Below are 25,690 nucleotides of genomic sequence, written 5' to 3'. Positions count from 1 at the left end.
CTAATCCTTCTTAATCGGCGGATTGGCATTAATCGGCAGTGACGAGCGGGAAACTTTAACGTTTGGATAATATTTCCGCATTAAGTGCTGAAACACTTCCGCCTTGCGCTCTTTTCCGCTCTTTTCGTAATTCGTCCCCAAAATCACTTCATCCACAATATCGCGTATATCGGCATAAGGCAGATAGACGGATTTTGTATTCTGACAATATTTAATTTCTTTAGAACCGATTTGTTCGATTTTCAGCAGGCGGAACTCTTCCTCGTCGCGGAAAGCAAAATCTTTAAACAGATAGCGGATATACTCCAAAGCTTTTTTGTCTTCATCGCTGATATTATTGGATTTTTCCATTAACTCTATCAACGCTTCTTCAAGCTTGTCGATACGCAATTGATACAAACTTGGATTTTTTCCTACAGGCTTTAATCGGATACCAAAACTTTGATTATTCTTATTCAACAACCATTTCCCACATTTTTCCTTAGCAATATATTCATCGTAATAAGCGATATAAGCTACCTGATAAAGCGGCAGGTTTTCATCTTTCGAACCCGTTACATCTGCCTCTATTGGTTCGTTGAAACCTTCATTCTGTTTATTTGTAAAACTTTTGAACGAAGCAGAAACATCAGGCTCTTTCAACCAATCCCCACTTTTATTAAATACCAAGCAGCAGCCCGATGCTTCCACGCCGTTTTCTTTGCCATACAAACGGAACTGATTCAAATCGTTTACGCGGCTGGAGAAACAGGTAAAGAAAGCATTATAGGCGGGGCAATCTGCCTTGTTTTCCAATTCCAAATCCTGCAGGTTCAGCAACTCCAACAGCCCTTCTCCTTCAGTCGGGTCATTCATATAAGTGGAGCTACCGATTCTCATCGGACTGACTTTGTTACTGTCAACAGGGTCTTTATCATCGGTTTGATCATCGGTTTGATCATTGGCTTTATCATTAGTTTGATCGCTGACAATGCCGAATAATCTTTCGCATACTGAAGGCGAAGTGTAATGGGCAAAAGGAATCTTATCCGATTCGAAAGGCGGAATATTTAAAACCGCCAGAATAGTTGAGATAGCATCGGTTAAATTACCCTCTCGGTTTTCAAATAAATTTTCCTGTATTTCTTGCTTTTTCCACTTAAAGTAAAGCGTCCATATTTCTCTAAGAAAATAAATTTCCTTTAAATACCGATAAATTTTCCTTTGGATTTTTTTCTTTTTCAGTTCATCATCTAATTGTTTCAGTTGTTCCAAAACATACAAAAAGTGTCCAGTAGCTCTTTTTAACAAAATTTTGGAATTATCTTTACTATCTTTAATAGCAATTGCTTGTTCGAAATCACAACGACCAAGCCAAGATTGGGCATTGATTTGCTGTTGAAGGCTGTTTTGTTTATCTTCCAGCTGTTCGGCAAGGCTCAATTGCTGTTGGAAATGCTCAACTGCCCGTCCAAATAACTGTTCCGACTCCTTGCCCTTGCCTTTGGCTTTCATCGCCTGCTCTAAATAGCAGAGGCCAAGCCAAGATTGGGCATAGATTTGTTGTTGAAGGCTGTTTTGCTTGTCTGCCAGCTGTTCGGAAAGACTCAATTGTTGTTGGTAGTGTTCAACTGCCTGTCCAAATAACTGTTCCGACTCCTTGCCTTCAGCTTTCATTGCCTGCTCTAAATAGCAACGGCCTAACAAACATTGGGCACATATTTGTTCTTGAAGGATTTTTTGCTTGTCTTCCAGCTGTTCGGCAAGCCGCAATTGTTGTTGGTAGTGTTCAACTGCCTGATCGAACAACTTAATCGCAATCTCTCCTTTGGATTTCCTCGCCTGTTCGAAATAACAGCATCCTAGCAAAAACTGAATATCGTTTTGCTCCTCAATTTGGCTATCCTTATCTTCAATTCCATCTAAAGCCTGATTCAGCTTTTCAATCGCTTCGTCAAATTTTTTGTTATTGAATAACGCTAAACCTTCCTTAATTAAATCTTGAACATTCATTACTTTATCCCTTTCCCAAAACAATCTGTTAAACGCCATAACATCTCAATGCGCCTCTTCCCAATTCATACCCACGCCAACCTCCGCCACCAGCGGTACTTTCAACATCCCTTCGTCCACTTTCGCCATAATCTGCGGCAGTTTTTCTTTGACCGAATCCAGTTCGGCTTCGGGGACTTCCAGCACCAGTTCGTCATGCACCTGCATAATCAGTTTGCTTTTCAGGTCGTCTGAAACCAGCCAGCGGGACACGTCTATCATGGCGCGTTTGATGAGGTCGGAGGCGGTGCCTTGCATGGGGGCGTTGATGGCGGCGCGTTCTGCTCCGGCGCGGGCGTTGGCGTTTTTGTTGCGGATGTCGGGCAGGTAGAGGCGGCGGCCGAACAGGGTTTCGACGAAACCTTGGGCGGCGGCTTGTTCTTTGGTGCGCTGCATATATTCGGCGACGCCGGGGTAGCGGGCGAAGTAGCGGTCGATAAAGTTTTTGGCGGAGATGTTGTCGATGCCCAATGACTTGGCGAGGCCGTATTGGCCCATGCCGTAAATGAGGCCGAAGTTGATGGTTTTGGCGTAGCGGCGTTGTTCGGACGAGACGTTTTCAGGGGCGATACCGAATACTTCGGCGGCGGTGCGGCGGTGTACGTCTTCGCCGTTTTGGAACGCGGCGATGAGGGTTTTGTCGCCGGAGAGGTGCGCCATGATGCGCAGCTCGATTTGGGAATAGTCGGCGGAAACGATGACGCTGCCTTGCGGTGCGGTGAAGGCGCGGCGCACACGGCGGCCTTCGGCGGTGCGGATGGGGATGTTTTGCAGGTTGGGGTTGTTGCTGGCGAGGCGGCCTGTGATGGCGACGGCTTGGGCGTAGGTGGTATGCACGCGGCCGTCTTTGGGGGAAATCATTTCGGGCAGTTTGTCGGTGTAGGTGGATTTGAGTTTCGCCAGGCTGCGGTTTTGCAGGATGATTTTGGGCAGGGGGTAGTCGGGCGCGAGCTGTTCGAGCACGGCTTCGTTGGTGGAAATGCCGCCTTTGGCGGTTTTTTTCAGGCCTTTGGTGGGGATGCCCATTTTGTCGAACAGGATTTCTTGCAGCTGTTTGGGCGAGTTGAGGTTGAACGGCTGGCCTGCGGCGGCGTAGGCTTCTTGTTCGAGCTTCATCAGCTCGGCGCCGAGTTCTGCGCTTTGGCGGGCGAGTTCGGCTCGGTCGATTTGTACGCCGTTGCGTTCCATTTCAAACAATACTTGCGCGACGGGCAGCTCCATTTTTTCATACATTTCAAGCTGTTTGGCATCCATTTGCGCGCGCAGGTGCGCTTCGAGGCGCAGGGCGAAATCGGCGTCTTGGGCGGCGTATTCGGTCGCCTGCCCGATGGCGACATCGGCAAAACCGATTTGCTTCGCGCCTTTACCGCACAACGATTCGTAGGTAATGGTTTCCAAGCCCAGCCAGCGTTCGGACAATTCGTCCAAGCCGTGTCCGAGATGGCTTTCGATGATGTAGGAAGCGAGCATGGCGTCGCCGGCAATGCCGTTCAGGGCGATGCCGTAGTTGGCGAAAACGTGTTGGTCGTATTTGAGGTTTTGCCCGATTTTCTTCAGGGCGGGGTTTTCCAAATACGGTTTCAGACGACCTAATACGTATTGCAAATCAAGCTGTTCGGGCGCGGCAGTCAGGCTGTGCCCTACGGGGATGTAAACCGCTTCGCCTGCTTGGAACGCGATGCTGATGCCGACCAGCGCGGCGTTCATCGCGTCTAGGGACGTGGTTTCCGTATCGATGCCGATGGCGTCCGCCCGCGACAGTTTGTCCAACAAGGCGACAAACTGCGCTTCGGTGGTAACGGTTTGATAATCCAGCTTTTCGGGGGCAACGGCTTTTTCAGGTAGCCTTTCAGACGACGTTTCCATGTCCAACGCCGCCTGTTCGCCTATCGTATCGCTGCCGAACAAATCGCCGTCCGCCGCTTCGTGCATACGGCTTTCCGCTTCTTTCAGCCAAGTGCGGAAGCCCCAGCGTTTGAAATCGACCGCAAGCTGCGACCATTTCGGAGAAGTGCGGCGCAGGCTTTCGAGGCCGTCTGAAAGCTCGGTGTGCAAGTCCACATCGGTTTTAATCGTCACCAAATCATACGAAAGCGGCAGTTGGGGCAGCGCGGCTTGCAGGTTTTCGCCGACCTTGCCCTTGATTTCCGCAGCGTGTTCCATCACACCAGCCAGCGAGCCGTAGGCTTCCAGCCACTTCACCGCCGTTTTCGGGCCGCACTTCTCCACGCCCGGCACGTTATCCACCTTGTCGCCCATCAGCGCGAGATAATCGCGGATTTGGTCGGGGCGCACGCCGAATTTCTCCTTCACGCCTTCAATGTCCAGCGTTTCGCCGCTCATCGTGTTCACCAGCGTCACGCGCTCGTTCACCAACTGCGCCATATCCTTATCGCCGGTGGACACCACCACATTCCAACCTGCTTCGCCGGCCATCTTAGCCAAAGTGCCGATGACGTCGTCCGCTTCGACTTGCGGAATCACCAGCACCGGCCAGCCCATCAGCCGCACCAAATCCGGCAAGGCTTCCGCCTGCGGGCGCAAATCGTCCGGCATCGGCGGGCGCGTCGCCTTGTAGTCGGGGAACATCTCGTGGCGGAAATTCTTGCCCTTCGCATCAAACACCACCGCGCAATAATCATGCACATAATCCGCCCGCAGCCGGCGCAACATGTTCAATACGCCGTAAAGCGCACCCGTCGGCGCACCGTCAGGCGCGGACAACTGCGCCATCGCGTGATAAGCGCGGTAGAGATAAGAAGAGCCGTCGACGAGGAGAAGGGTGTGAATGGTTGCCATGATAGTATCTGCTGATGAGAAAATAAAAATGACCTAATTATAAGGGATAATCAAAATGCCGTCTGAAAGCCCATTTCAGACGGCATTTGAATCTAGCCTGCCTTATCTGCCCAAATATTTTGCCCAATTGAGATACAGCCGGACAATATTTTCTTCATAGCTGTGGGCAGAAGGAACATAACCGTCTTTAGGCGGCATATATCTGACAAATGATTCTATTTCTTCCGGATAATCGAAATCTGCATAAATTTTTTCAACTTCCCCCAAAGGATCCTCAAATTCTTCTTTTCTATGGAATACATCGCTTAAGAGGACGTACAGCCAATTTTTAGGGGAATAACCACTCATTTCCGAAGCCAAATCTTCCAGAACAGGTTTTAATTCAAGAATATTGGATTTGTTGATTAAAGATAGCTTGAACACGCGTTCATCATGATCTGAAAGCGTCATTTTTCGGGCATAAGCTACTACATCAGCCCAACCCAAGTATTTATTCTCATACCCCCACAGAATATCCTTCCATGAAAAGCTGACTTTTTGAGCGGTTAAATCAAGGTTCATTTTTTCCCCGGTTGCCTGCTTCGTGTTCACGCGTCGGTTTGCCTGCCCCATCATTACGCCCCTTTCGATTGACGCCTGTTACGAAAAGTCTTCCAAATGACGGTTGATTGCCTCTTCAACAGTCGGATACCAATCCATAAATGAAGCCTGCAATTCCTCTAAAACCAACTCATTGAATAAATCATCCAAATTCCGCCAATCCGTTTTTTCATCCGGATAGATGAAATTTGCCATAACGACAGTATGTTTGTTTTGGGAATAATCCGATAAGGCGCAAATCATCAGATACCGCCCCGAATGCTCCAGATAAAAAATTCGTTTTTCCAAGGGAAACCGTTTATTCCGTTGCCCGTTTTCCATTTTTCATCCTTTTTAACGTATCGGCTTCCGCGTCCTTCAAATTGGATTACCTGCCTTCCTCCAAGCAAACGCCCGAGCTCTTTTTATCATTTGAATAAGGGATTTTCAAAGGGCGGCAGGCGGAAAAAGGAAATGAAAATGCCGTCTGAACGGCAAAACGTGCTTTCAGATGGCATTTTGAGCGGGACGCATCATCGCGCCAAAGCCTTCAAACATTCTTTGACCAATGCCGGACCTTTGTATATCAATCCGCTGTACACCTGGACGGCAGTTGCGCCCAAGCGGATTTTCTCTGCTGCGTCCCCACCGTCCATAATACCGCCTACGCCGATAATGGGCAGTTTGCCGTCTATGTGTTCCGCCAATGTTTTCAGCACTTGGTTGCTTTTTTCATAAACGGGCAGACCGCTTAGACCGCCCTGCTCGCCTGCAAGCGGATGGCTGCCTAGGCTTGATTTGTCGATGGTGGTATTGGTAGCGATGATGCCATCCATTTCAACGGATTTGACAACGTGGGCGATGTCTTCGATTTGTGCTTCATCCAAATCGGGGGCGATTTTGACGGCGAGCGGAACATATTTCCCGTGTGCAGAGGCAAGCTGTGCCTGTTTGTTTTTCAAAGCCTCAAGCAATGCGCTCAACTCGTCGCCACCTTGCAGCGCGCGGAGGTTTTTAGTGTTGGGCGATGAAATATTGACGGTAATGTAACTTGCGTGTGCGTAGGCTTTTTCGAGGCAGATTAAATAATCATCGGCAGCGTTTTCGATAGGTGTTACGGCGTTTTTGCCGATGTTGATGCCCAATACGCCACTGAATTTACTTTTTTCGATGTTGCGTATCATGATGTCGATACCGTGGTTGTTGAAACCCATGCGGTTAATGATGCCTTGGCGTTCGGGAACACGAAAGAGGCGCGGCTGCGGGTTACCGGGCTGCGGTTTGGGCGTTACCGTACCGATTTCGATGAAACCGAAGCCGAGCGCGGCCAAAGCATCTATGTATTCGCCGTTTTTATCGAGCCCTGCGGCAAGTCCGACAGGGTTGGGCAAATCCATGCCCATCAGCCTGACAGATTTGGTAGCCTTGTTGTCGGTTACCGGAATCAGACCGAGCTTATAAACCGTGTTGAGGGCATTGAGTGTGAAATGGTGTGCCTTTTCGGCATCAAGCGCAAATAGAATACGGCGGGCAAATGAATACATAACGGGCTTCCTGCTCCAGATGGAAATGTTGCCATTTTAACCGAAATCACATGCCGGACACGGCATACATATCAAATTTGAACGTTAAAACCGGCACCACCCAAAAATGTACAAATCCGCAAATATTGATATAATAGGCATTAGATAGAAAACTCTATTAAAAGTCGGTACAATACCACCGATTTATTTCCCTTAAACAACCTGCCGCAAGGCATAAAGGAACGACTGACATGTCAAACATCGAACAACAAGTTAAGAAAATTGTTGCTGAACAACTGGGCGTAAATGAAGCCGACGTGAAAAACGAATCTTCTTTCCAAGACGACTTGGGCGCAGACTCTTTGGATACCGTAGAACTGGTTATGGCTCTGGAAGAAGCTTTCGGCTGCGAAATCCCTGACGAAGATGCTGAAAAAATCACCACAGTCCAACTGGCTATCGACTACATCAACGCCCACAACGGCTAATCGGTCATCGCCCGACACAACAGCCTCTGCTGCACCGTGCAATAGAGGCTTTTCCCTTATATGGCAAACTGCTTAAACTCCGTTTAAATACCTGCCGGGAATTCCAGACGGCATATGCCCGACACACCCATATGCCGCACCGACAACCAACAGCGAGATTATCATGAGTCAGAGAAGAGTAGTCATTACAGGCTTAGGTCAAGTTTCCCCTGTCGGCAACAGCGTTGCAGAAGCATGGAACAACCTGCTCGCAGGCAAAAGCGGCATCGGCAAGATTACCCGCTTTGACGCATCCGACATCAACAGCCAAATCGCCGGTGAAGTCCGCGATTTCAATATCGGCGATTACATCAGTGCAAAAGAAGCACGCCGCATGGACGTATTTATCCACTACGGCATCGCCGCCGCACTGCAGGCAATTGCCGATTCGGGTTTGGACGATGTAGAAAACCTCGATAAAGACCGTGTCGGCGTAAACATCGGCTCCGGCATCGGCGGCCTGCCCAGCATCGAAGCCACAGGCAAAGCAGTACTCGAAGGCGGAGCACGCAAAATCAATCCTTTCTTCATTCCCGGCTCGCTGATTAACCTGATTTCAGGTCATGTAACCATTCTCAAAGGCTACCGCGGCCCCAGCTACGGCATGGTTTCCGCCTGTACCACCGGTGCCCACTCCATCGGCGACTCCGCCCGACTGATTAAATACGGCGACGCCGACGTGATGATTGCAGGCGGTGCCGAAGGCGCGATCAGCACTTTGGGCGTAGGCGGTTTTGCTGCGATGAAAGCCCTCTCCACCCGCAACGACGATCCCGCCACCGCTTCCCGTCCGTGGGACAAAGGCCGCGACGGTTTTGTTATCGGCGAAGGCGCGGGCGTATTGGTGTTGGAAGAATTGGAACACGCCAAAAAACGCGGCGCGAAAATTTACGCCGAAATCGTCGGCTTCGGCATGAGTTCCGATGCTTACCACATTACCGCTCCGAACGAAGAAGGCCCTGCGTTGGCAGTTACCCGCGCCCTGAAAGATGCCGGCCTGAATCCTGAAGACGTTGATTACGTCAACGCACACGGTACATCGACTCCTTTGGGCGATGCCAACGAAACCAAAGCCCTCAAGCGCGCGCTAGGCGACCACGCCCGCAAAGTTATCGTCAACTCCACCAAATCCATGACCGGCCACCTGCTCGGCGCGGCAGGCGGTGTAGAAGCGTTGTACAGCGTGTTGGCGGTACACGAGCAAAAATCCCCGCCGACCATCAACATCTTTGAACAAGACATCGAAGCGGGTTGCGATCTGGACTACTGCGCCAACGAAGCACGCGATGCGAAAATCGACGTCGCCATCTCCAATTCCTTCGGCTTCGGCGGCACCAACGGTACGCTGGTGTTCAAACGTTTTAAAGACTGACTTCCCTCAGTATCCGTAAAAAATGCCGTCTGAACAATTTCAGACGGCATTTTAAAAACATCCGACATATCTGCGCCGATAAAACCCCAACCATTCACCGACTGTTCGATGCAACGAACCAATCATTCCCATCTTACCGTTTACCGAGCGACAGCGGCACAAAATATCCGAATACAGCGAGATAATTACTCCCACCTTATCAAAACACATATATCGGAACAAAGTAGAATTAACCCCCGATAACGATTAGACCAACGTCCGATATGCCCGAAGACAGGGTTGAAGCGTTCAACCGTTATTTTTCGGATACGCCGCGAAATTGGCGTAAACAACGCGAAACCATACAAAAACATTTGGATAAAGCGGATATAGTTCCTATGGATTTGCGCTATTTGAGTGAGGAAAACAAGGATAAATTAAAGGCTTATGCGTTGTCGTTGCCGCAACGGCAGAGGGATAAAGTCATATTTGTTATAGGTGTGGAATGATACCGTTTTATGTTTTATACGATAAAGATACCGACCGTTTGGAGTCGGTGGATATGGAAAAGCAGGATGCGGAAAAGTTGTTCGTGCTGATTTCCCCTGTTTTGTCGGAACGGCTTGGAGAAGCCTTTTCGGCAGCATTTGCCGCGCAATTCGAAATCGGCGGAATGATAGATTTGGATGGCGGGAGAGCTTGGGAGCGATGATTTTGTCTTTGCCGCACGGTTGGTGGTGGAAAGTTGTTCCAGTCCGCTTGAAAGATATCGGGAGGCATTTCGCAATGCTTTCACCCGCGACAGGCGGCAAATGGACAATTCGGCTATGACTTCTCAAAACTCACGTAATCGGAAGCACGATACATCAACAAACAGATCACCCGTTCAGGCGTTGACGCCGTCCGAGATACAATCTCGGTCATTCAAGCCTGTAAAATTATCGCCAATATAATGGCAAAACGCGGTGCTTAACCGAATCTACTGTGTATAACTTTCCAGTGAACAAACAATAGACAAATAAAAATACCAACCTAAGGTCGGTATTTTTAAGATTTGGCGCGGCGGACGGGGCTCGAACCCGCGACCCCCGGCGTGACAGGCCGGTACTCTAACCAACTGAGCTACCACCGCGCATCCACTGTTTAACAACAATGAAAGGAAACTTGGTGGGTGATGACGGAGTCGAACCGCCGACATTCTGCTTGTAAGGCAGACGCTCTACCAACTGAGCTAATCACCCAATTATGTTTAATACTGTAAAGTTAACACAGTATTTTTAAGATTTGGCGCGGCGGACGGGGCTCGAACCCGCGACCCCCGGCGTGACAGGCCGGTACTCTAACCAACTGAGCTACCACCGCGCATCCACTGTTTAACAACAGTGAAAGGAAACTTGGTGGGTGATGACGGAGTCGAACCGCCGACATTCTGCTTGTAAGGCAGACGCTCTACCAACTGAGCTAATCACCCGAATTTTTCTGGGAAAACGCTATTTAACCAAATAACCCGAATTCATGCAAGCATTATTTCCACGCTTTATTCAACTTCCCTGCAAACTCCAGTTTTCAAAAGAAATAATTTCATCCTTCCTACCTACAATTACCAAGATATCGCCGCTTTCCAACACAAAAGAAGATTCAGGGTTTTCAATCCTCGCGGTACGGCGGCGGATAAACAGCAGTTTGATACCGTATGCTTCCAAAGGCAATTCACCGACTGTTTTCCCGACGATATAAGCATCTTGCACCAAAGAAAAAGCATGGCGGCAAACCGTTTTTCCGTTTTCCCAGAATCCAGCCCCATCATCACTGCCGACAAACAAACCCTCCAATGAGGCATAACGGCTGTGCCGGATATTGGTAATGGTTTGATGGACATGGTGATATGACGCCCCATTCCCCAACATGGCGTAGCTTGCCAACACCAAACTGGTTTCTTTGGTATCCGACACGGCCTCCTCCACCCCCATCTCGGTAAATGTTTTCACATAGTCGTCATTTGTGGCGCGTACATATACCGGCATATTGGGATACATAGACAACACATTGTCCAAGACATGCTGCGTTTCATGCATATTATTCAGTGTGACCACCACCATTTTTGCCCGCCCCAAACCAGCGGCTTCCAATACTTCCCGGCGTTTCGCATCACCAAACGATACCGGCTCGCCGGCACTTCTCGCGACTTGTACACGCGCAATATCCAAATCAAGTGCGAAATACGGGATACCCTCTTGGGCAAGCACGCGTCCGACCGTCTGCCCGCCCCTGCCAAAACCGATAACCAACACATGGTCTGACTTGCTCATGGTTTCCACCAACATACTGTGCAAGTCAAGCGACTTCATATCCCAGCTTGACTTGGCCAAACGCCCTACCAGCGCATCGCTGCTGCCCAACACAAAAGGGGCGATAATCATAGACAGTAGCACCGCTGCCGTCGCCGCCTGCTCCAACTCAAGGGAAACCATATTGATTTGGCTGGATATTGCCAGCATAACAAAGCCAAACTCACCCCCCTGTGCCAAGTACAGGGCGGTTTTCAAACTATCGGCAACCGAATGCCTCATTTTGAATGCAATGGCAAATACAACCAACGCCTTCAAAATCAGCAAAATGGCCAACAGCATCAATACCTGCTGCCAGCCGCCGATCAAGGCCTGCACATCCAGCTTCATACCAACCGTAATAAAGAAGAAACCGAGCAAGATGTCACGGAACGGACGGATGTCGTCCTCCACCTGGAAACGGTATTCCGTTTCCGAAAGCAGCATGCCGGCAACGAATGCGCCCAACGCCATAGACAAACCTTCCAGCTCAGTCAGATAAGCCACACCCAAGGTTACCAGCAGGACATTTATCATAAATAGTTCAGACGACTTGCGTTTGGCAACTAACCTGAACCAGCGCGACATGACTTTGCTGCCGACGACGAATAATACGCCCAGCGTAATCAGCATTTTCAATCCGGCAAGGCCTAGTGCCGCCCACAGGCTGCCTTCCCCGCCATTCCCCGACAACGCAGGAATCAGAATCATCAGCGGAACAACTGCAATATCCTGCATCAACAACACGCCCATTACCATCTGGCCGTGCGTCTGCCCCAATTCCGTCTTTTCCGACAAAATCCGGCTCACAATCGCCGTAGACGACATCGCTAACGCACCCGACACGGCGAATGCCCAATTGAACGGCACACCCGTCAGCATAAGGATGCCTATCACCGACAGCATCGTAATACCGACCTGCAAACCGCCCAGCCCGAACACCAGCCGCCTCATTGCCCTCAGCTTGGGCAGCGAAAACTCCAAGCCTATACTGAACATCAAGAACACAATTCCGATCTCACCCAAATAATCCGTCGCATGACTTTTCGGAATCAGGCTGAACATACCCGGACCCGCCAAAAAACCCACGAGCAGGTAGCCCAACATAGAAGGGATGTTAAACTTGCGGCACAAAACCACCGCAATAACCGACACCAGCAAAACAATCACAATAGGAGCAAGCGAAAATTCGTTCATAGACCGTCCGAACAGGAAAAACAGACAAAATGCCGTCTGAAACAGCACACGCCGCCCCATTATAACAAAACACCGCATATCATCCGAAACAGTTGCGGCACACAATTCTGCTAAAATATCCCCTTCCGATTCCGCAATTTAACACCATGACCACCACAGCCGACGACATCGACCGCCTCCTTCCCCAAACTCAATGCCGAGAATGCGGCTATGAAGGCTGCCTGCCCTATGCCGTAGCCATACTGCAAGGCGAAGCGCACAACCTCTGCGCCCCGGGCGGAGAAGCCGTCATTCGGGACATTTCCGCCCTGCTCGGCAAACCTGTTGCCGAACCGTCAAAAAAACAGCCCAAAGCACTGGCATGGATAGACGAATCCGCCTGTATCGGCTGCACTGCCTGCATCCGCGCCTGCCCTACCGATGCCATCATGGGTGCGAGCAAATTCATGCACACCGTCATCGCCGACGAATGTACCGGCTGCGGACTCTGCATCGCCCCCTGCCCCGTCGACTGCATCCACATGCAGCCCGTTTCCGATACTTTCCTGCCGCGCGCACGCCGTTTCAGCCTGTCCACAGACAGCCGTTTTGCCGCTGCCGAACACGCCCGCACGCGTTATCTCAGGCATAACGAACGCAAACGGCAGGAAACAGCCGAACGCAAAGCCATGCTTGCCGAACGGGAAGCAGCCGTCCGCAACACCCGCCGGCAAACCCCCGACACACCGGGAAAAACAGCATTTAACCCTGCCGACCTCATCGCCAAAGCCATGGCAAAGGCACAAAACCAGCAAGACCGGCTCGTTGCCGCCGACAACCGGAAAGACTATCAGGCCAAACAAATTGCCGAAGCACGCGAACGTGCAGAACTGCGCCGGGCGCAACGCGATATGAAATACGGCAGCGACAACGAAAAAGCGGCCGCACTGGAATACCTCAAACAATACAAAGCCAAACAGGAAGCCGCACAAAACACCGCGCCATAATACCCCTCCATGCCGTCCGAACTCATTTCAGACGGCATTTCGTTAACCTTTGCCTCCCTGCATCCGTACCGCCCGCACCTTCCCGTCCTTACGGCGGCACAACCCGTTTTCAATAAAATATTAATTACACACTACTACGAATTTGCTATAATTTGCCCCAAAATTCACCACAACCCCACAAAAGGACAATACTATGGGCATCAAAGTCGCCATCAACGGCTACGGACGCATCGGCCGCCAGGTTTTGCGCGCCATCTACGACTATAAAATCCAAGACCAGCTCCAAATCGTCGCCGTCAACGCCAGCGGCAGCCTTGAAACCAACGCCCACCTCACCAAATTCGACACCGTGCACGGCCGCTTTGACGCCGACGTATCCCATGACGGCAGCCACCTCATCATCAACGGCGACAAAATTCCCTACTTCTCCACCCGAAATCCCGCCGAACTGCCGTGGAAAGAACTCGGCGTAGATTTGGTCATGGAATGTACCGGCGCGTTTACCAGCAAAGAAAAAGCCAAAATACATCTGGAAAGCGGCGCGAAAAAAGTCCTCATTTCCGCACCGGGCGGCGATGATATCGATGCGACCGTCGTTTACGGCGTAAACGACGGCGTCCTGACCGACGACATGACCGTCGTTTCCAACGCCTCCTGCACCACCAACTGCCTCGCCCCCGTCGCCAAAGTATTGAGCGCAAGCGTCGGCATCGTCAAAGGCGCGATGACGACCATCCATGCCCTGACCAACGACCAGACCGTAACCGACGTACGCCACAAAGACCTCCGCCGGGCACGCAGCGGCATAGAGAACATGATTCCGACCAAAACCGGCGCGGCAAAAGCCGTCGGACTGGTACTGCCCGAATTGAAAGGCAAACTCGACGGGCTTGCCATCCGCGTACCGACCGTCAACGTTTCCCTGGTCGATTTAAGCTTCCAGGCCGAACGCGACACGACAGCCGAAGAAATCAACGCACTGCTGAAAGCCGCCTCCGAAGAAGGCGAGCTCAAAGGTGTTTTGGGCTACAACACCCTGCCGCTTGTTTCCATGGACTTCAACCACACCACCGAAGCCAGCCACTTCGACTCAACGCTGACCAAAGTCGTCGACGGCAACATGGTTAAAGTCTTCGCATGGTATGACAACGAATGGGGATTCAGCTGTCAAATGCTGAACACTGCACGCCGTATGTTCGGTTTGGAAGTACGCCCGCTCAAATAACCCGTCAAACAAAATGCCGTCTGAAACCTGATGTTTTCAAGTTTCAGACGGCATTTTCACACAAGAACCGCTATCCCAACCTGTTGCACGCCACTTCGCAGCAGCCTACCGCCTCTTTCAAAGGTACGGCATTCAGGCTTCGGAGCCGGGCGGCAAAATCCGCAAACGGCAGCAATTCCGATCCGAAACGGCGCATATGTTCCGTGTCCTGCTGGCAGTCTATCAGTTCCACACCCAAAGACGCGAGAAACGGCACGGCGCAGGCAAACGCGATTTTTGACGCATCCGGTTGTAATGCGAACATCGATTCGCCATAAAACACCCTACCGATCTGAACGCCGTAAAACCCGCCCGCCAACCTCGTTTTACCGTTTTCATCGGGATAATGGCACTCAAACGAATGCGCGTATCCCATTTCATGCAGCTGAAGGTATGCCGTCTGAAACTCAGGCGCAATCCAAGTGCCGTCCTGCCCGGGCCTCACCATGTCCGCACACTGCGCCACAACGCGTTCAAAACAGCCGTTTGCCGTCACCCTATATGCCCTGTTGCGCAGCGTTTTCGCCAGCGAACGCGGAATATGCAGCCTGTCGGGAAACACCACCGCACGGGGCCCGACCGCATACCAAAAAAACCACCCATCCCGGGAAAACCACGGAAACACGCCATGCCGATACGCCTCAAGCAGCCTCCCCGCATCCAAATCCCTGCTCACACCGACCAGCCCTTCGTACTCCGACAATGCACGGGCAGGATCGGGGAACGCATAATCTCCGGGCGCAAGCAACGGAATACCCATATCAGTCCTCCATAAAACACAGACGGCATTCGAAATGACGAATGCCGTCTGAAAAAACAAACCGTCCGGATTTAACGTTTGCCCTTAGTCTGGCAACCGCTGCACACACCGTACATATACAGCGCGTGATCGACAATGCGGTAGCCGTTTTCTTCCGCGATTTTGTCTTGCAGGGCTTCGATTTCGGGATTATGGAATTCCGTTACCTCGCCACATTTCACACAGACGATATGGTCATGGTGGTCGCCCTTGTCCAACTCATAAACCGCCTTGCCCGTTTCAAAATGATGGCGTTGCAGAATACCCGCCTGCTCAAACTGGGTCAGCACACGGTAAATCGTTGCCACACCGATTTCCACACCCTCTTCCAACAAAATACGGTACACATCCTCGGCACTCAAATGCTCTTCCGCATGAGTCTCGAACAAATCCAAAATCTTCAAACGCGGGCCGGTAACTTTCAGTCCACTGTCTTTCAGTTGCGCAATGTTGCTGAATTTTTCCATAATATTCAATATCCCTGTAAAATAATAGACGCTATAATACGCAATTTCAGCCTGCTTGCCCACTATCACACCATAGCAGTTTGCAATAGCAAAACCGCAACGGCGGACGGGCAGTCGGACACAGACAGGGTGAAATACCGCTTAAGCGTATGATTATCGTTCGCTTTTATAAAATATTCAAGCAGTGCTACACTAGACATCCTGATTTGCACAGAAAGGTTCTCCCGTGAACAAAACCCTTATACTCGTCCTTTCCGCCCTGTTCAGCCTGACCGCGTGCAGCGTCGAACGCGTTTCACTGTTCCCCTCGTACAAACTCAAAATCATACAGGGCAACGAACTCGAACCCCGCGCCGTCGCCTCCCTCCGCGCCGGCATGACCAAAGACCAAGTCCTGCTACTGCTCGGCAGCCCCATGTTGCACAACGCATTCCATACCGACCGCTGGGACTATACCTTCAACACCTCCCGCAACGGCATCATCAAAGAACGCAGCAATCTGACCGTCTATTTTGAAAACGGCGTGCTCGTCCGCGCCGAAGGCGACGCCCTCCAAAATGCCGCCGAAGCCCTCCGCGCGAAACAAAACGCAGACAAACAATAAGGAACACACATGACACCGCTCAAAATCGCCATTGCAGGCGTCAACGGCCGCATGGGGCGCGTATTGGTTGAAGCCGTCAACAACCATCCCGACACCGTCCTTTCCGGCGCGCTCGAACACTCGGGCTCAGAAGCCCTCGGGCTGGACGCAGGCTACGCCGTCGGACTCAAAACCGGCATCACCATTTCAGACGACGTTGACGCCGTTCTCGCACAAAGCGACGTACTCATCGACTTTACCCGCCCCGAGCCGACCCTCAAACACCTGCAAAAATGCGTGGAAAAACAAGTCAACATCATCATCGGCACAACAGGCTTCGACGATGCGGGTAAAGCCGCCATCCAAGCCGCAGGCGAAAAAACAGGCGTTGTCTTCGCCGCCAACTTCAGCGTCGGCGTCAACCTCACCTTCCACATCCTCGACACCGTCGCCCGCGTATTAAACGAAGGCTACGACATCGAAATCATCGAAGGCCACCACCGCCACAAAGTCGATGCCCCCAGCGGCACCGCGTTACGCATGGGCGAAGTCATCGCCAGCGCGCTCGGCCGCGACCTCAAACAATGCGCCGTTTACGGCCGCGAAGGCCACACCGGTCCGCGCGATCCTTCCACTATCGGCTTTGCCACCGTCCGCGCAGGCGACATCGTCGGCGACCACACCGCCCTCTTCGCCACCGACGGCGAGCGCGTGGAAATCACCCACAAAGCCAGCAGCCGCATGACCTTTGCCGCCGGTGCCGTCCGCGCCGCAGTTTGGGTAAACGGCAAAACAGGTTTGTACGATATGCAGGACGTACTCGGGCTGAACAACCGTTAACCCCCATACAAAATGCCGTCTGAAAAGATATTGTTCAGACGGCATTTTGCTGACAGGCTCCGTATCGGCATATCATTAACCGCTCAACATCCCGCCTCTTCCAAAACCGCACGCGCGGCCAAATCCGCCGTATCTTTTTTCAACAGCAGGTGCAACACCCTGAAATCCCGTTGCAGCGCGGCAACCTTATCGGGGTGTTCGTACCAGTCCGCCAACGCCGCCGCCAGTTTTTCCGGTACGGCATCATGTTGAAGCAGCTCCGGCACGACCTCCTTACCCAACAGGATATTCGGCAGGCCGACATGCGACACTTTGATTTTGCGTTTCACATAAGCATAGGTCAACGGCGAAATCTTGTAGCTGATGACCATCGGACGCTTGCACAGCGCCACCTCCAAAGTTGCCGTACCGCTCGTTACCAGCACCGCATCCGCCGCCCTGCACACCGTTTCAGACTGTCTGTCGGTTACCGTCAACGGTAATCCGGCAAACTCCGGCCGCTGCAAAACTTCCGCCAAACGCCGCTTTGTCGCCTCCGTTGCGGCAGGCAGCAGGAAGCGTGCGGCGGGATAGCGTTCCAACAACAATAATGCCGTCTGAAAAAACACCGGCGCCATATAATCGATTTCGCTGACGCGGCTGCCGGGCAGCAGGGCGAATACGGGGATGCCGGCATCCACGCCCAAAGTTTGCCGCGCCGTTTCACGGTCGTCTTCCAAGGGCATAAGCTGCGCCATCGGATGACCGACAAACTCCGCACGTCCGCCCGCATCAAGATAAAGCTGCGGCTCCATCGGGAACAGGCACAGCACGCGGTTGACCTGATACACGATTTTGCCCACGCGTTCCCGCCGCCACGCCCAAACCGACGGACTGACATAATGCACGGTCGGAATGCCCGCCCGTTTCAGTTTTTCCGCCACACCCAGATTGAAATCGGGCGCATCGATGCCGACAAACACATCGGGCTGCAAAGCCAGCAAATCCCGTACCAGCCCCCTGCGTATCCGTAAAATTTCCGGCAGGCGTTTTACCACCTCGGCAAAACCGCGCACCGCCAGCCGCTCCTGATCATAAAGGCTCTCGAAACCTTCCGCCTTCATCAGTTCCCCGCCGATGCCGGTAAACCGCGCCTGCGGGCAACGCTTTCGGATGGCGCGTATCAGGTGCGCCCCCAACAGGTCGCCCGACGCTTCGCCGACACTGACGGCAATCAAAGGGCTTTTTTTATCAACCATATTCGTCTGTCCCCACATACTTTCACGTCCCGATGCCGTCTGAAGGCTTCAGACGGCATCGGGGTTCACATTTTCGTCCCGTTTTCCAACATCACCGCAAACTGCGCCAAGTCCGGCGGCAGCTCCGCCTTCAACACCAGCGGCTCACCCGTGAGCGGATGGTTCAAGTGCAGCTCGGACGCGTGCAAAAACATCCGCTTCAAACCCAACTTCTGCAAACGACGGTTCGCCTGATAATCGCCGTAGCGTTCGTCGCCCGCAATCGGACAGCCTTGAGATTGCAGATGCACGCGGATTTGGTGCGTACGACCCGTTTTCAGCGTTGCCCGCACCAAAGTCAGGTGCGACAGCCCGACACCGTGCAAAATGCCGTCTGAAAAACGGCTTAACACACGGAACACCGTATGCGCAGCCTGCCCGTCCTCGCTGACGCGTACCATCTTTTCGCCTTGTGCGCCGGTATATTTGAACAAGGGCAGTTTGACATGGAAATTGTCGTCCGGCAGTTTGCCCACCCCCAGCGCAAGGTAGATTTTTTTGGGGTGGTCGTTACGGATGGCTTCGTGAAGTTTGACGAGCGCGCTGCGTTTCTTCGCCACCATCAACAAGCCGCTCGTATCCTTGTCCAAACGGTGGACCAACTCCAAATACTTTGCCTCCGGACGGGCGCGGCGCAACTGTTCGATAACGCCGAAACTCACGCCGCTGCCGCCGTGCACCGCCACGCCGGAAGGCTTATTGACCACCAGCAGCGCGTCATCCTCATACACCGCCTCAAACGCACGAGCCGGTACGGCGGCACGCCTTTCAGACGGCATTTTCTTCTCCGCCACGCGCACAGGCGGAATCCGCACCGTATCTCCCTCCGCAATACGGCTGTCGGGTTTGCAGCGTTTCTTGTTCAACCGCACCTCGCCGGCGCGGATAATGCGGTGGATATGGCTCTTGGGAACACCCTTGAGGATTTTTATCAGATAGTTATCAAGGCGTTGACCCGCCTCATGTTCGGCAACCCCTATCAAGCTGACCGAATCTTTGCTTATTTCGTGCGTTTTCATCTATAATCCGAACGTCCGTTTCAGCAAAAAGCGCGCCCGACGCGCCCTGAAACGGTTTACTGTTAAAATCGGATTTTATATTAAAAAAGCACTCCGCAAAGCATTTTCCCTGCGCCTGTTCCAAGCCGGCAGGCGCAGAACGTAGTCAAGTTTGAATTGATTTTGCCGTTTCGGAGCGGAAGTAAGACGGCAGCCGGGCCCAAGCCCCAAACGCAAACCGCCCGAAAACACAGGCATAACGATAACAAGAAGAAGCCGGCCTCCCATTTTTCCGACCATACCGCTCGGAACGCGGCAGACAGACCGCCGCATCGATCTTTATTGCCTTCTTTATCCGACTCTTCCGCACACGGTTCCTCGGAACGTGCATCCCTGCGGATTTTCAACTCAAAAACTGATTACCGGTTCCATCCGAGAACATCGGAAAACCCAGCATTCCGGAGTGCCGAACCGGGCATGTGCCGTCTGAACGCCGCCTGCCCACGAGGTGATCATGAAAAGAATGTTATTTAACGCAACGCAGGCCGAAGAGCTGCGCGTTGCCATCGTCGATGGCCAAAACCTTTTGGACTTGGACATCGAAACGCTGGGTAAAGAACAGCGCAAAGGTAATATCTACAAAGGCATCATTACCCGCATCGAGCCGTCGCTGGAAGCGTGTTTCGTGGATTACGGAACCGACCGCCACGGCTTCTTGCCGTTTAAAGAAGTCTCCCGCTCATATTTCCAAGACTACGAAGGCGGACGCGCGCGCATCCAAGACGTGCTCAAAGAAGGCATGGAAGTCATCGTCCAAATCGAAAAAGACGAGCGCGGCAACAAAGGCGCGGCGCTGACCACCTTCATCAGCCTCGCCGGACGTTATCTGGTATTGATGCCGAACAACCCCCGCGGCGGCGGCGTATCCCGCCGTATTGAAGGTGAAGAGCGTCAAGAGTTGAAAGCCGCCATGGCGGAACTCGACATTCCGAACGGCATGAGCATCATCGCCCGTACCGCCGGTATCGGCCGCAGTGCGGAAGAGTTGGAATGGGACTTGAACTACCTCAAACAACTCTGGCAGGCCATCGAGGAAGCAGGAAAAGCACATCATGACCCCTACCTGCTCTTTATGGAAAGCTCGCTGCTGATCCGAGCCATCCGCGACTATTTCCGTCCCGACATCGGCGAGATTTTGGTGGACAATCAAGAAGTTTACGACCAAGTTGCCGAGTTCATGAGCTACGTCATGCCGGGCAATATAGGCCGTCTGAAACTCTACGAAGACCACACGCCGCTGTTTTCCCGCTTCCAAATCGAACATCAAATCGAAAGCGCGTTTTCACGCAGCGTCAGCCTGCCTTCCGGCGGCGCGATCGTCATCGACCATACCGAAGCCCTGGTTTCCATCGACGTTAACTCTGCACGTGCCACACGCGGCTCTGACATTGAAGACACCGCGTTCAAAACCAATATGGAGGCCGCCGAAGAGGTCGCCCGCCAAATGCGCCTGCGCGACTTGGGCGGTTTGGTCGTCATCGACTTCATTGACATGGAAAATCCGAAACACCAGCGCGATGTTGAAAACGTCCTGCGCGACGCGCTCAAAAAAGACCGCGCACGCGTGCAAATGGGCAAACTGTCCCGCTTCGGCCTTTTGGAATTGAGCCGTCAACGTTTGAAACCGGCTTTGGGCGAAAGCAGCCATGTTGCGTGTCCGCGCTGTGCCGGCACCGGCGTCATCCGCGGCATCGAATCCACCGCCCTGCACGTTTTGCGCATCATTCAAGAAGAAGCAATGAAAGACAACACCGGCGAAGTACGCGCACAAGTGCCTGTCGATGTTGCCACCTTCTTGTTGAACGAGAAACGCGCCGAGCTGTTTGCGATGGAAGAGCGCTTGGATGTGAACGTCGTCCTGATTCCAAACATCCACTTGGAAAATCCGCACTACGAAATCAACCGCATCCGCATCGATGACGTAGAAGAAGACGGCGAACCGAGCTACAAACGCGTTGCCGAGCCGGAAGAAGACGAATCCGCCAAACCTTTCGGCAGCGAAAAAGCCAAAGCCGCCCGTCCCGAACCCGCCGTCAAAGGCGTGCGCCATACACAACCCGCACCGATAGTTGCCGAGAAAAAACAAAATTCCTGGTGGGACAGCTTCAAAGCATGGCTGAAACGTATTTTCGGCAGCAGCACAACCGAAGCCCAGCCCGTTGCAGAAACCTCCGGAAAACGCACCGCAGCAAACCGTAACAACAGCCGCCGTCAAACACCGCGCCGCAGTAAACGCGAAGGCAGCAAGGTAGAAGTCCGCGAAGTTGCCGGCAAAGACGACGAACAGCCGGCCCGTAACGCAAAAGCCGAGACGCACAACAATGACGGCAGACGCCGCAACGGACGCAACAACCGTGCTGCCGAACGTGCCAATGAAGCGGAAATCCAAGAACGCATCAATCAGGCTCCTGCCCCCGTTGCGGATACCATGCCGTCTGAAACCGAAGTCCCGTCCGGCAAACGCCGCCGCAACGTCAACCGCAACGAACGCAACCAAATTGCCGCCGAAACCGCAGCCGCTGTCGAAACGGGCATACAGACAGAGCAAAACGTACCCTCCGAACCGGTCGCGGCAGAAGGCAAAGGCAGCAGGCAGCAGTCCGATCGCAGCCGCCAAGAACGCGGCAAACGCGAAGGCAAAGAACGGGCAGGACGCGACACCAAGCGCGACCGCCGGCAAAATGGTAAGAAACGCAACATCCCCTCTGCCTCTAAAATCGAACAATACCTGAATATCCGCGATACCGCCGACAAAGTCCGTTCCGCTGTCGCCCATGTTTTCGGGGAAAACGATGCAAATGCTCCGATTACCGTCAGCATTACCGAACCGGTTACAGAAAGGGACGTTCCGACAGCATCTCCCGCCGTTTCAAACAACGACGCACTGGTTTATGATGCGGCAGAAAAAATCCGTCAGGCCGTTGCTGCCATCCTTCCCGAAGGCGTAGCACCGAAAGCCGAAGCACAGGAAATGCCGTCTGAAAACGCCACTGCCGCCGCAAGTCAGGTGCAAGAACCCGAACAAAGCGACGGGCTCATCCTGGTTGAAACCGATACCGCCGCATTAAAGGCATGGGCGGCTCAACCCGAAGTTCAAACCGAACGCGGCATGCGTCGTTCCGAACAGCCCAAGCCACTTGAACCGGTAACCGTTCCCGCTGAAAACATGATTCTGATTGAAACCAGAAAAGACTGATACGGCAACGGTAAAAAAGACGGCAAAAGGGGTTCTGTTTTGCAGAACCCCTTTTGCCGTCTTTAAAACCATATTTGCACCGCATCATCCGAACCGCCGGACTGTATTGAAAAGGCGGCTTACAAAGAAAAAGCAAAACCGCAGATGTGTCTCAACCCATCATGAGATTTTGATAAAAAAGCCGTCCGAACCAATTTCAGACGGCTTTTTTATGATTGCGTTCAAACCTTCCGCCCTGCCATTTCGACAGCAGTCTCCACGGCAGTTATCAGGCTGCCTGAATCCGCCCTGCCGGTTGCCGCCAAGTCAAGCGCCGTGCCGTGATCGACGGAGGTGCGGATAAAGGGCAGACCCAGCGTAATGTTCGTACCCTGTCCGAAACTGTGATATTTCAACACGGGCAGCCCTTGGTCGTGGTACATGGCCAGTACGGCATCCGCACCCTCCAGCATAAACGGTTGAAACAGCGTATCTGCCGGGAAAGGGCCGGCTGCATCGATGCCTTCGAGGCGTAGTTTTTCTAGCGTCGGAATGATGATTTCAATTTCTTCATGTCCGAGGTGTCCGCCTTCGCCGGCGTGGGGATTAAGTCCGGCGACAAGGATTTTGGGATTTTTGATGCCGAATTTGTGTTTTAAATCGTGATGCAGGATGCGGACAACCGACTCTATCAACGGCTGCGTAATGGCAGCGGCAACATCTTTTAACGGCAGATGGGTCGTTACGAGGGCGACACGCAGGCCTTTGCCGGCAAGCATCATCACAACCTGCCCCGTGCCGCTTTTTTCCGCCAGATACTCGGTATGTCCGCTGAAAAATCCCGTACAGGCATGTGCATCGTTGATGATGCCTTTGTGTAAAGGCGCAGTGACGATGCCGTCGAAGATGCCGTCTGAAATGCCTGTGAGCGCAGTGTCTAAAAGTTGCAGCACATAAGCGGCATTGGCGGGATTAAGCCTCCCGGCCTCGACCGGTTCTGCAGTCGGAATATGCAGCACTTCGAGTATGCCGTCTTCCGATATACCGCCTGATTCCGGATCAAAGTCGCGCAGGACGACATCTTTCCCCAGAGCCCCGGCACGTGCGCCCAACAGGTTTTTATCGCCCAAAACCACGCAGCGGCAAGGCAGGCGGGCAAACGCCAAATCCAGACAGATATCGGGCCCGATACCGGCAGGCTCGCCCGAAGTTACGGCAAAAACAGGCAGTTTCATCTTACTCCCTCCAAACAAAATAGGATTCTAACGCCTCGACGGACGGCGATGTAAATTTTTCTGAATTTGTTGACAATCTGCTAGAATAGCATTTACAAAATTTAAAACCTGTTAACCTGTCTGTGGAATACGGATACGCTCCGGATGCACCGCCGCACCCGGACAACTTCAACTTTAGAGGAACATACGATGAACGGAAACTTCACCGAATGGCTGCACGGCTGGGTCGGCACCATCAACGACCCGATGTGGTCATACTTGGTTTATATGCTTTTGGGTACGGGTATTTTCTTTACCATTGCCACAGGTTTCGTCCAATTCCGCCTGCTCGGACGCAGTATCAAAGAAATGATCGGCGGCCGCAAACAGGGGGACGACCCTCACGGCATCACCCCGTTTCAAGCATTTGTAACCGGCCTTGCCAGCCGCGTAGGTGTGGGCAACATCGCCGGTGTGGCAATTGCCATCAAACTCGGCGGGCCGGGCGCAGTGTTCTGGATGTGGGTAACCGCCTTAATCGGCATGAGTTCGGCGTTTGTCGAATCTTCGCTGGCCCAACTCTTTAAAGTCCGGGACTACGACAACCACCACTTCCGCGGCGGTCCTGCCTACTACATCACGCAAGGCCTGGGACAAAAATGGCTGGGCGTTTTGTTCGCCCTGAGCCTGATTTTCTGTTTCGGCTTTGTATTTGAAGCCGTACAGACCAATACCATCGCCGATACCACCAAAGCGGCATGGGGCTGGGACCAACACTATGTCGGCGTCGCTCTGGTCATTCTGACCGCCCCGATTATCTTCGGCGGTATCCGCCGCGTATCCAAAGCCGCGGAAATCATCGTTCCGCTGATGGCGGTTTTATACCTCGTCATAGCACTCTTCATCATTGCTACCAATATTTCCCTGATTCCTGACGTGTTCGGTCAGATTTTCTCCAACGCGTTCAACTTCGATTCGGCTGCAGGCGGTTTCCTCGGCGGCCTGATTTCAACCACCATGATGCAGGGTATCAAACGCGGCCTGTATTCCAATGAGGCGGGTATGGGTTCCGCACCGAATGCCGCCGCCGCTGCCGAAGTGAAACATCCCGTCTCCCAAGGCATGATTCAAATGTTGGGCGTTTTCGTCGATACCATCATCGTCTGCTCATGCACCGCCTTTATCGTCTTGACCTATCAACAGCCTTACGGTGACCTGAGCGGTGCGGCGTTGACGCAGGCGGCGATTGTCAGCCAAGTGGGCCAATGGGGCGCGGGCTTCCTTGCCGTCATCCTGTTTATGTTTGCCTTTTCAACCGTTATCGGCAACTATGCCTATGCCGAGTCCAACGTCCAATTCATCAAGAGCCATTGGCTGGTTACCGCCGTTTTCCGTATGCTGGTTTTGGCATGGGTCTACTTCGGCGCGGTTGCCAACGTACCCTTGGTATGGGATATGGCAGACATGGCAATGGGCATCATGGCATGGATTAACCTCATCGCCATCCTGTTGCTCTCGCCCTTGGCATTCATGCTGCTGCGCGATTACACAGCCAAGCTGAAAATGGGCAAAGACCCCGAATTCAAACTTTCTGAACATCCGGGTCTGAAACGCCGTATCAAATCCGACGTTTGGTAAATCCCGCCCTTACCGGAGCCGCTTCTTCACGAAGCGGCTTTTCTCTTCCCGCGCG

General features: G+C 52.7%; 21 protein-coding genes and 4 tRNA genes. 10 read left to right on the top strand and 15 right to left on the bottom strand.

Annotated elements, in window-relative coordinates; genetic code table 11:
- The 5 genes from DQM57_RS09140 to DQM57_RS09120 form a co-directional block, all read right to left on the bottom strand.
- Window positions 1-1,992, bottom strand: a complete 1,992-nt coding sequence (locus DQM57_RS09140) for a tetratricopeptide repeat protein (protein ID WP_111727557.1) — start codon at window positions 1,990-1,992, stop codon at window positions 1-3.
- A gap of 45 nt (window positions 1,993-2,037) precedes the next feature.
- Window positions 2,038-4,830 carry a DNA polymerase I gene (gene polA, locus DQM57_RS09135; RefSeq protein WP_111727556.1) on the bottom strand — a complete coding sequence of 931 codons (2,793 nt, stop codon included), beginning with the start codon at window positions 4,828-4,830 and terminating at the stop codon, window positions 2,038-2,040.
- A 102-nt stretch (window positions 4,831-4,932) separates the two neighbouring features.
- Entirely contained in the window at window positions 4,933-5,391 is a 459-nt protein-coding gene (locus tag DQM57_RS09130; protein ID WP_111727740.1) for a DUF2247 family protein, read from the bottom strand.
- Between the two features lie 78 nt (window positions 5,392-5,469).
- Window positions 5,470-5,751 (bottom strand): hypothetical protein, encoded by a 282-nt coding sequence (locus DQM57_RS09125; protein ID WP_111727555.1) that lies wholly within the window; start codon window positions 5,749-5,751, stop codon window positions 5,470-5,472.
- Window positions 5,752-5,942: 191 nt separating this feature from the next.
- Entirely contained in the window at window positions 5,943-6,953 is a 1,011-nt protein-coding gene (locus DQM57_RS09120) for a quinone-dependent dihydroorotate dehydrogenase (protein ID WP_111727554.1), read from the bottom strand.
- Between the two features lie 230 nt (window positions 6,954-7,183).
- Here DQM57_RS09120 and acpP point away from each other — a divergent pair, with 230 nt between their 5' ends.
- From acpP to DQM57_RS09100, 4 genes are all read left to right on the top strand, one after another.
- Complete coding sequence (acpP, locus tag DQM57_RS09115) at window positions 7,184-7,420, top strand: acyl carrier protein (protein WP_002215574.1); 237 nt, start codon at window positions 7,184-7,186, stop codon at window positions 7,418-7,420.
- A gap of 163 nt (window positions 7,421-7,583) precedes the next feature.
- Complete coding sequence (gene fabF / locus DQM57_RS09110) at window positions 7,584-8,831, top strand: beta-ketoacyl-ACP synthase II (protein WP_107859569.1); 1,248 nt, start codon at window positions 7,584-7,586, stop codon at window positions 8,829-8,831.
- 263 nt (window positions 8,832-9,094) lie between these two features.
- Window positions 9,095-9,319, top strand: a complete 225-nt coding sequence (locus tag DQM57_RS09105; RefSeq protein WP_111727553.1) for a hypothetical protein — start codon at window positions 9,095-9,097, stop codon at window positions 9,317-9,319.
- Window positions 9,316-9,522 (top strand): hypothetical protein, encoded by a 207-nt coding sequence (locus tag DQM57_RS09100; RefSeq protein ID WP_111727552.1) that lies wholly within the window; start codon window positions 9,316-9,318, stop codon window positions 9,520-9,522. The genes DQM57_RS09105 and DQM57_RS09100 overlap by 4 nt, the downstream gene beginning before the upstream one ends.
- A gap of 343 nt (window positions 9,523-9,865) precedes the next feature.
- Here DQM57_RS09100 and DQM57_RS09095 read toward each other — a convergent pair.
- From DQM57_RS09095 to DQM57_RS09075, 5 genes are all read right to left on the bottom strand, one after another.
- Window positions 9,866-9,942 (bottom strand) — tRNA-Asp (locus DQM57_RS09095).
- 33 nt (window positions 9,943-9,975) lie between these two features.
- Window positions 9,976-10,051 (bottom strand) — tRNA-Val (locus tag DQM57_RS09090).
- Window positions 10,052-10,095: 44 nt separating this feature from the next.
- Window positions 10,096-10,172: transfer RNA gene (locus DQM57_RS09085), tRNA-Asp, on the bottom strand.
- A gap of 33 nt (window positions 10,173-10,205) precedes the next feature.
- Window positions 10,206-10,281, bottom strand: a tRNA-Val gene (locus DQM57_RS09080).
- Window positions 10,282-10,351: 70 nt separating this feature from the next.
- Window positions 10,352-12,334, bottom strand: a complete 1,983-nt coding sequence (locus DQM57_RS09075) for a monovalent cation:proton antiporter family protein (RefSeq protein WP_111727551.1) — start codon at window positions 12,332-12,334, stop codon at window positions 10,352-10,354.
- A gap of 146 nt (window positions 12,335-12,480) precedes the next feature.
- On the opposite strand from DQM57_RS09075, the gene DQM57_RS09070 reads away from it, so the two are divergent.
- Window positions 12,481-13,320 (top strand): RnfABCDGE type electron transport complex subunit B, encoded by an 840-nt coding sequence (locus tag DQM57_RS09070; RefSeq protein WP_111727550.1) that lies wholly within the window; start codon window positions 12,481-12,483, stop codon window positions 13,318-13,320.
- A gap of 193 nt (window positions 13,321-13,513) precedes the next feature.
- A complete protein-coding gene (gene gap, locus DQM57_RS09065) occupies window positions 13,514-14,545 on the top strand; it encodes a type I glyceraldehyde-3-phosphate dehydrogenase (protein WP_039854098.1) in 1,032 nt (343 codons plus the stop codon).
- 70 nt (window positions 14,546-14,615) lie between these two features.
- On the opposite strand, the gene aat is transcribed toward gap, so the two are convergent.
- A complete protein-coding gene (aat, locus tag DQM57_RS09060) occupies window positions 14,616-15,344 on the bottom strand; it encodes a leucyl/phenylalanyl-tRNA--protein transferase (RefSeq protein WP_111727549.1) in 729 nt (242 codons plus the stop codon).
- A 71-nt stretch (window positions 15,345-15,415) separates the two neighbouring features.
- Window positions 15,416-15,919, bottom strand: coding sequence for a ferric iron uptake transcriptional regulator (fur, locus tag DQM57_RS09055; protein WP_003675995.1), 504 nt, complete (start codon window positions 15,917-15,919; stop codon window positions 15,416-15,418).
- 157 nt (window positions 15,920-16,076) lie between these two features.
- Between fur and DQM57_RS09045 the strand changes: the two genes are divergently transcribed.
- Both DQM57_RS09045 and dapB read left to right on the top strand, forming a co-directional pair.
- Window positions 16,077-16,454, top strand: coding sequence for an outer membrane protein assembly factor BamE (locus DQM57_RS09045; RefSeq protein WP_003675993.1), 378 nt, complete (start codon window positions 16,077-16,079; stop codon window positions 16,452-16,454).
- Between the two features lie 9 nt (window positions 16,455-16,463).
- Window positions 16,464-17,273 carry a 4-hydroxy-tetrahydrodipicolinate reductase gene (gene dapB, locus DQM57_RS09040; RefSeq protein WP_111727548.1) on the top strand — a complete coding sequence of 270 codons (810 nt, stop codon included), beginning with the start codon at window positions 16,464-16,466 and terminating at the stop codon, window positions 17,271-17,273.
- An 83-nt stretch (window positions 17,274-17,356) separates the two neighbouring features.
- Here dapB and lpxB read toward each other — a convergent pair whose 3' ends face one another.
- Entirely contained in the window at window positions 17,357-18,529 is a 1,173-nt protein-coding gene (gene lpxB, locus DQM57_RS09035; RefSeq protein WP_111727547.1) for a lipid-A-disaccharide synthase, read from the bottom strand.
- Window positions 18,530-18,576: 47 nt separating this feature from the next.
- Entirely contained in the window at window positions 18,577-19,569 is a 993-nt protein-coding gene (locus DQM57_RS09030; protein WP_111727546.1) for an RluA family pseudouridine synthase, read from the bottom strand.
- Between the two features lie 493 nt (window positions 19,570-20,062).
- Between DQM57_RS09030 and DQM57_RS09020 the strand changes: the two genes are divergently transcribed.
- Window positions 20,063-22,804 carry an Rne/Rng family ribonuclease gene (locus tag DQM57_RS09020; RefSeq protein ID WP_111727545.1) on the top strand — a complete coding sequence of 914 codons (2,742 nt, stop codon included), beginning with the start codon at window positions 20,063-20,065 and terminating at the stop codon, window positions 22,802-22,804.
- A 221-nt stretch (window positions 22,805-23,025) separates the two neighbouring features.
- On the opposite strand, the gene pdxA is transcribed toward DQM57_RS09020, so the two are convergent.
- On the bottom strand, window positions 23,026-24,018 hold the full coding sequence (gene pdxA / locus DQM57_RS09015; protein ID WP_108044346.1) for a 4-hydroxythreonine-4-phosphate dehydrogenase PdxA: 993 nt from the start codon (window positions 24,016-24,018) through the stop codon (window positions 23,026-23,028).
- A gap of 189 nt (window positions 24,019-24,207) precedes the next feature.
- On the opposite strand from pdxA, the gene DQM57_RS09010 reads away from it, so the two are divergent.
- A complete protein-coding gene (locus DQM57_RS09010) occupies window positions 24,208-25,635 on the top strand; it encodes an alanine/glycine:cation symporter family protein (RefSeq protein WP_108044345.1) in 1,428 nt (475 codons plus the stop codon).
- Window positions 25,636-25,690: the final 55 nt, after the last annotated feature.

The sequence above is a fragment of the Neisseria cinerea genome, assembly GCF_900475315.1.
Classification (GTDB): domain Bacteria; phylum Pseudomonadota; class Gammaproteobacteria; order Burkholderiales; family Neisseriaceae; genus Neisseria; species Neisseria cinerea.
This window is presented reverse-complemented; position numbering and strand designations above follow the sequence as displayed.

Bases quoted from the DNA above. Each gene is read 5' to 3' on its own strand.
- DQM57_RS09140 (WP_111727557.1), bottom strand. From the start codon at position 1,992: ATGAATGTTCAAGATTTAATTAAGGAAGGTTTAGCGTTATTCAATAAC.
- polA (WP_111727556.1), bottom strand. From the start codon at position 4,830: ATGGCAACCATTCACACCCTTCTCCTCGTCGACGGCTCTTCTTATCTC.
- DQM57_RS09130 (WP_111727740.1), bottom strand. From the start codon at position 5,391: ATGAACCTTGATTTAACCGCTCAAAAAGTCAGCTTTTCATGGAAGGAT.
- DQM57_RS09125 (WP_111727555.1), bottom strand. From the start codon at position 5,751: ATGGAAAACGGGCAACGGAATAAACGGTTTCCCTTGGAAAAACGAATT.
- DQM57_RS09120 (WP_111727554.1), bottom strand. From the start codon at position 6,953: ATGTATTCATTTGCCCGCCGTATTCTATTTGCGCTTGATGCCGAAAAG.
- acpP (WP_002215574.1), top strand. From the start codon at position 7,184: ATGTCAAACATCGAACAACAAGTTAAGAAAATTGTTGCTGAACAACTG.
- fabF (WP_107859569.1), top strand. From the start codon at position 7,584: ATGAGTCAGAGAAGAGTAGTCATTACAGGCTTAGGTCAAGTTTCCCCT.
- DQM57_RS09105 (WP_111727553.1), top strand. From the start codon at position 9,095: ATGCCCGAAGACAGGGTTGAAGCGTTCAACCGTTATTTTTCGGATACG.
- DQM57_RS09100 (WP_111727552.1), top strand. From the start codon at position 9,316: ATGATACCGTTTTATGTTTTATACGATAAAGATACCGACCGTTTGGAG.
- DQM57_RS09075 (WP_111727551.1), bottom strand. From the start codon at position 12,334: ATGAACGAATTTTCGCTTGCTCCTATTGTGATTGTTTTGCTGGTGTCG.
- DQM57_RS09070 (WP_111727550.1), top strand. From the start codon at position 12,481: ATGACCACCACAGCCGACGACATCGACCGCCTCCTTCCCCAAACTCAA.
- gap (WP_039854098.1), top strand. From the start codon at position 13,514: ATGGGCATCAAAGTCGCCATCAACGGCTACGGACGCATCGGCCGCCAG.
- aat (WP_111727549.1), bottom strand. From the start codon at position 15,344: ATGGGTATTCCGTTGCTTGCGCCCGGAGATTATGCGTTCCCCGATCCT.
- dapB (WP_111727548.1), top strand. From the start codon at position 16,464: ATGACACCGCTCAAAATCGCCATTGCAGGCGTCAACGGCCGCATGGGG.
- lpxB (WP_111727547.1), bottom strand. From the start codon at position 18,529: ATGTGGGGACAGACGAATATGGTTGATAAAAAAAGCCCTTTGATTGCC.
- DQM57_RS09030 (WP_111727546.1), bottom strand. From the start codon at position 19,569: ATGAAAACGCACGAAATAAGCAAAGATTCGGTCAGCTTGATAGGGGTT.
- DQM57_RS09020 (WP_111727545.1), top strand. From the start codon at position 20,063: ATGAAAAGAATGTTATTTAACGCAACGCAGGCCGAAGAGCTGCGCGTT.
- pdxA (WP_108044346.1), bottom strand. From the start codon at position 24,018: ATGAAACTGCCTGTTTTTGCCGTAACTTCGGGCGAGCCTGCCGGTATC.
- DQM57_RS09010 (WP_108044345.1), top strand. From the start codon at position 24,208: ATGAACGGAAACTTCACCGAATGGCTGCACGGCTGGGTCGGCACCATC.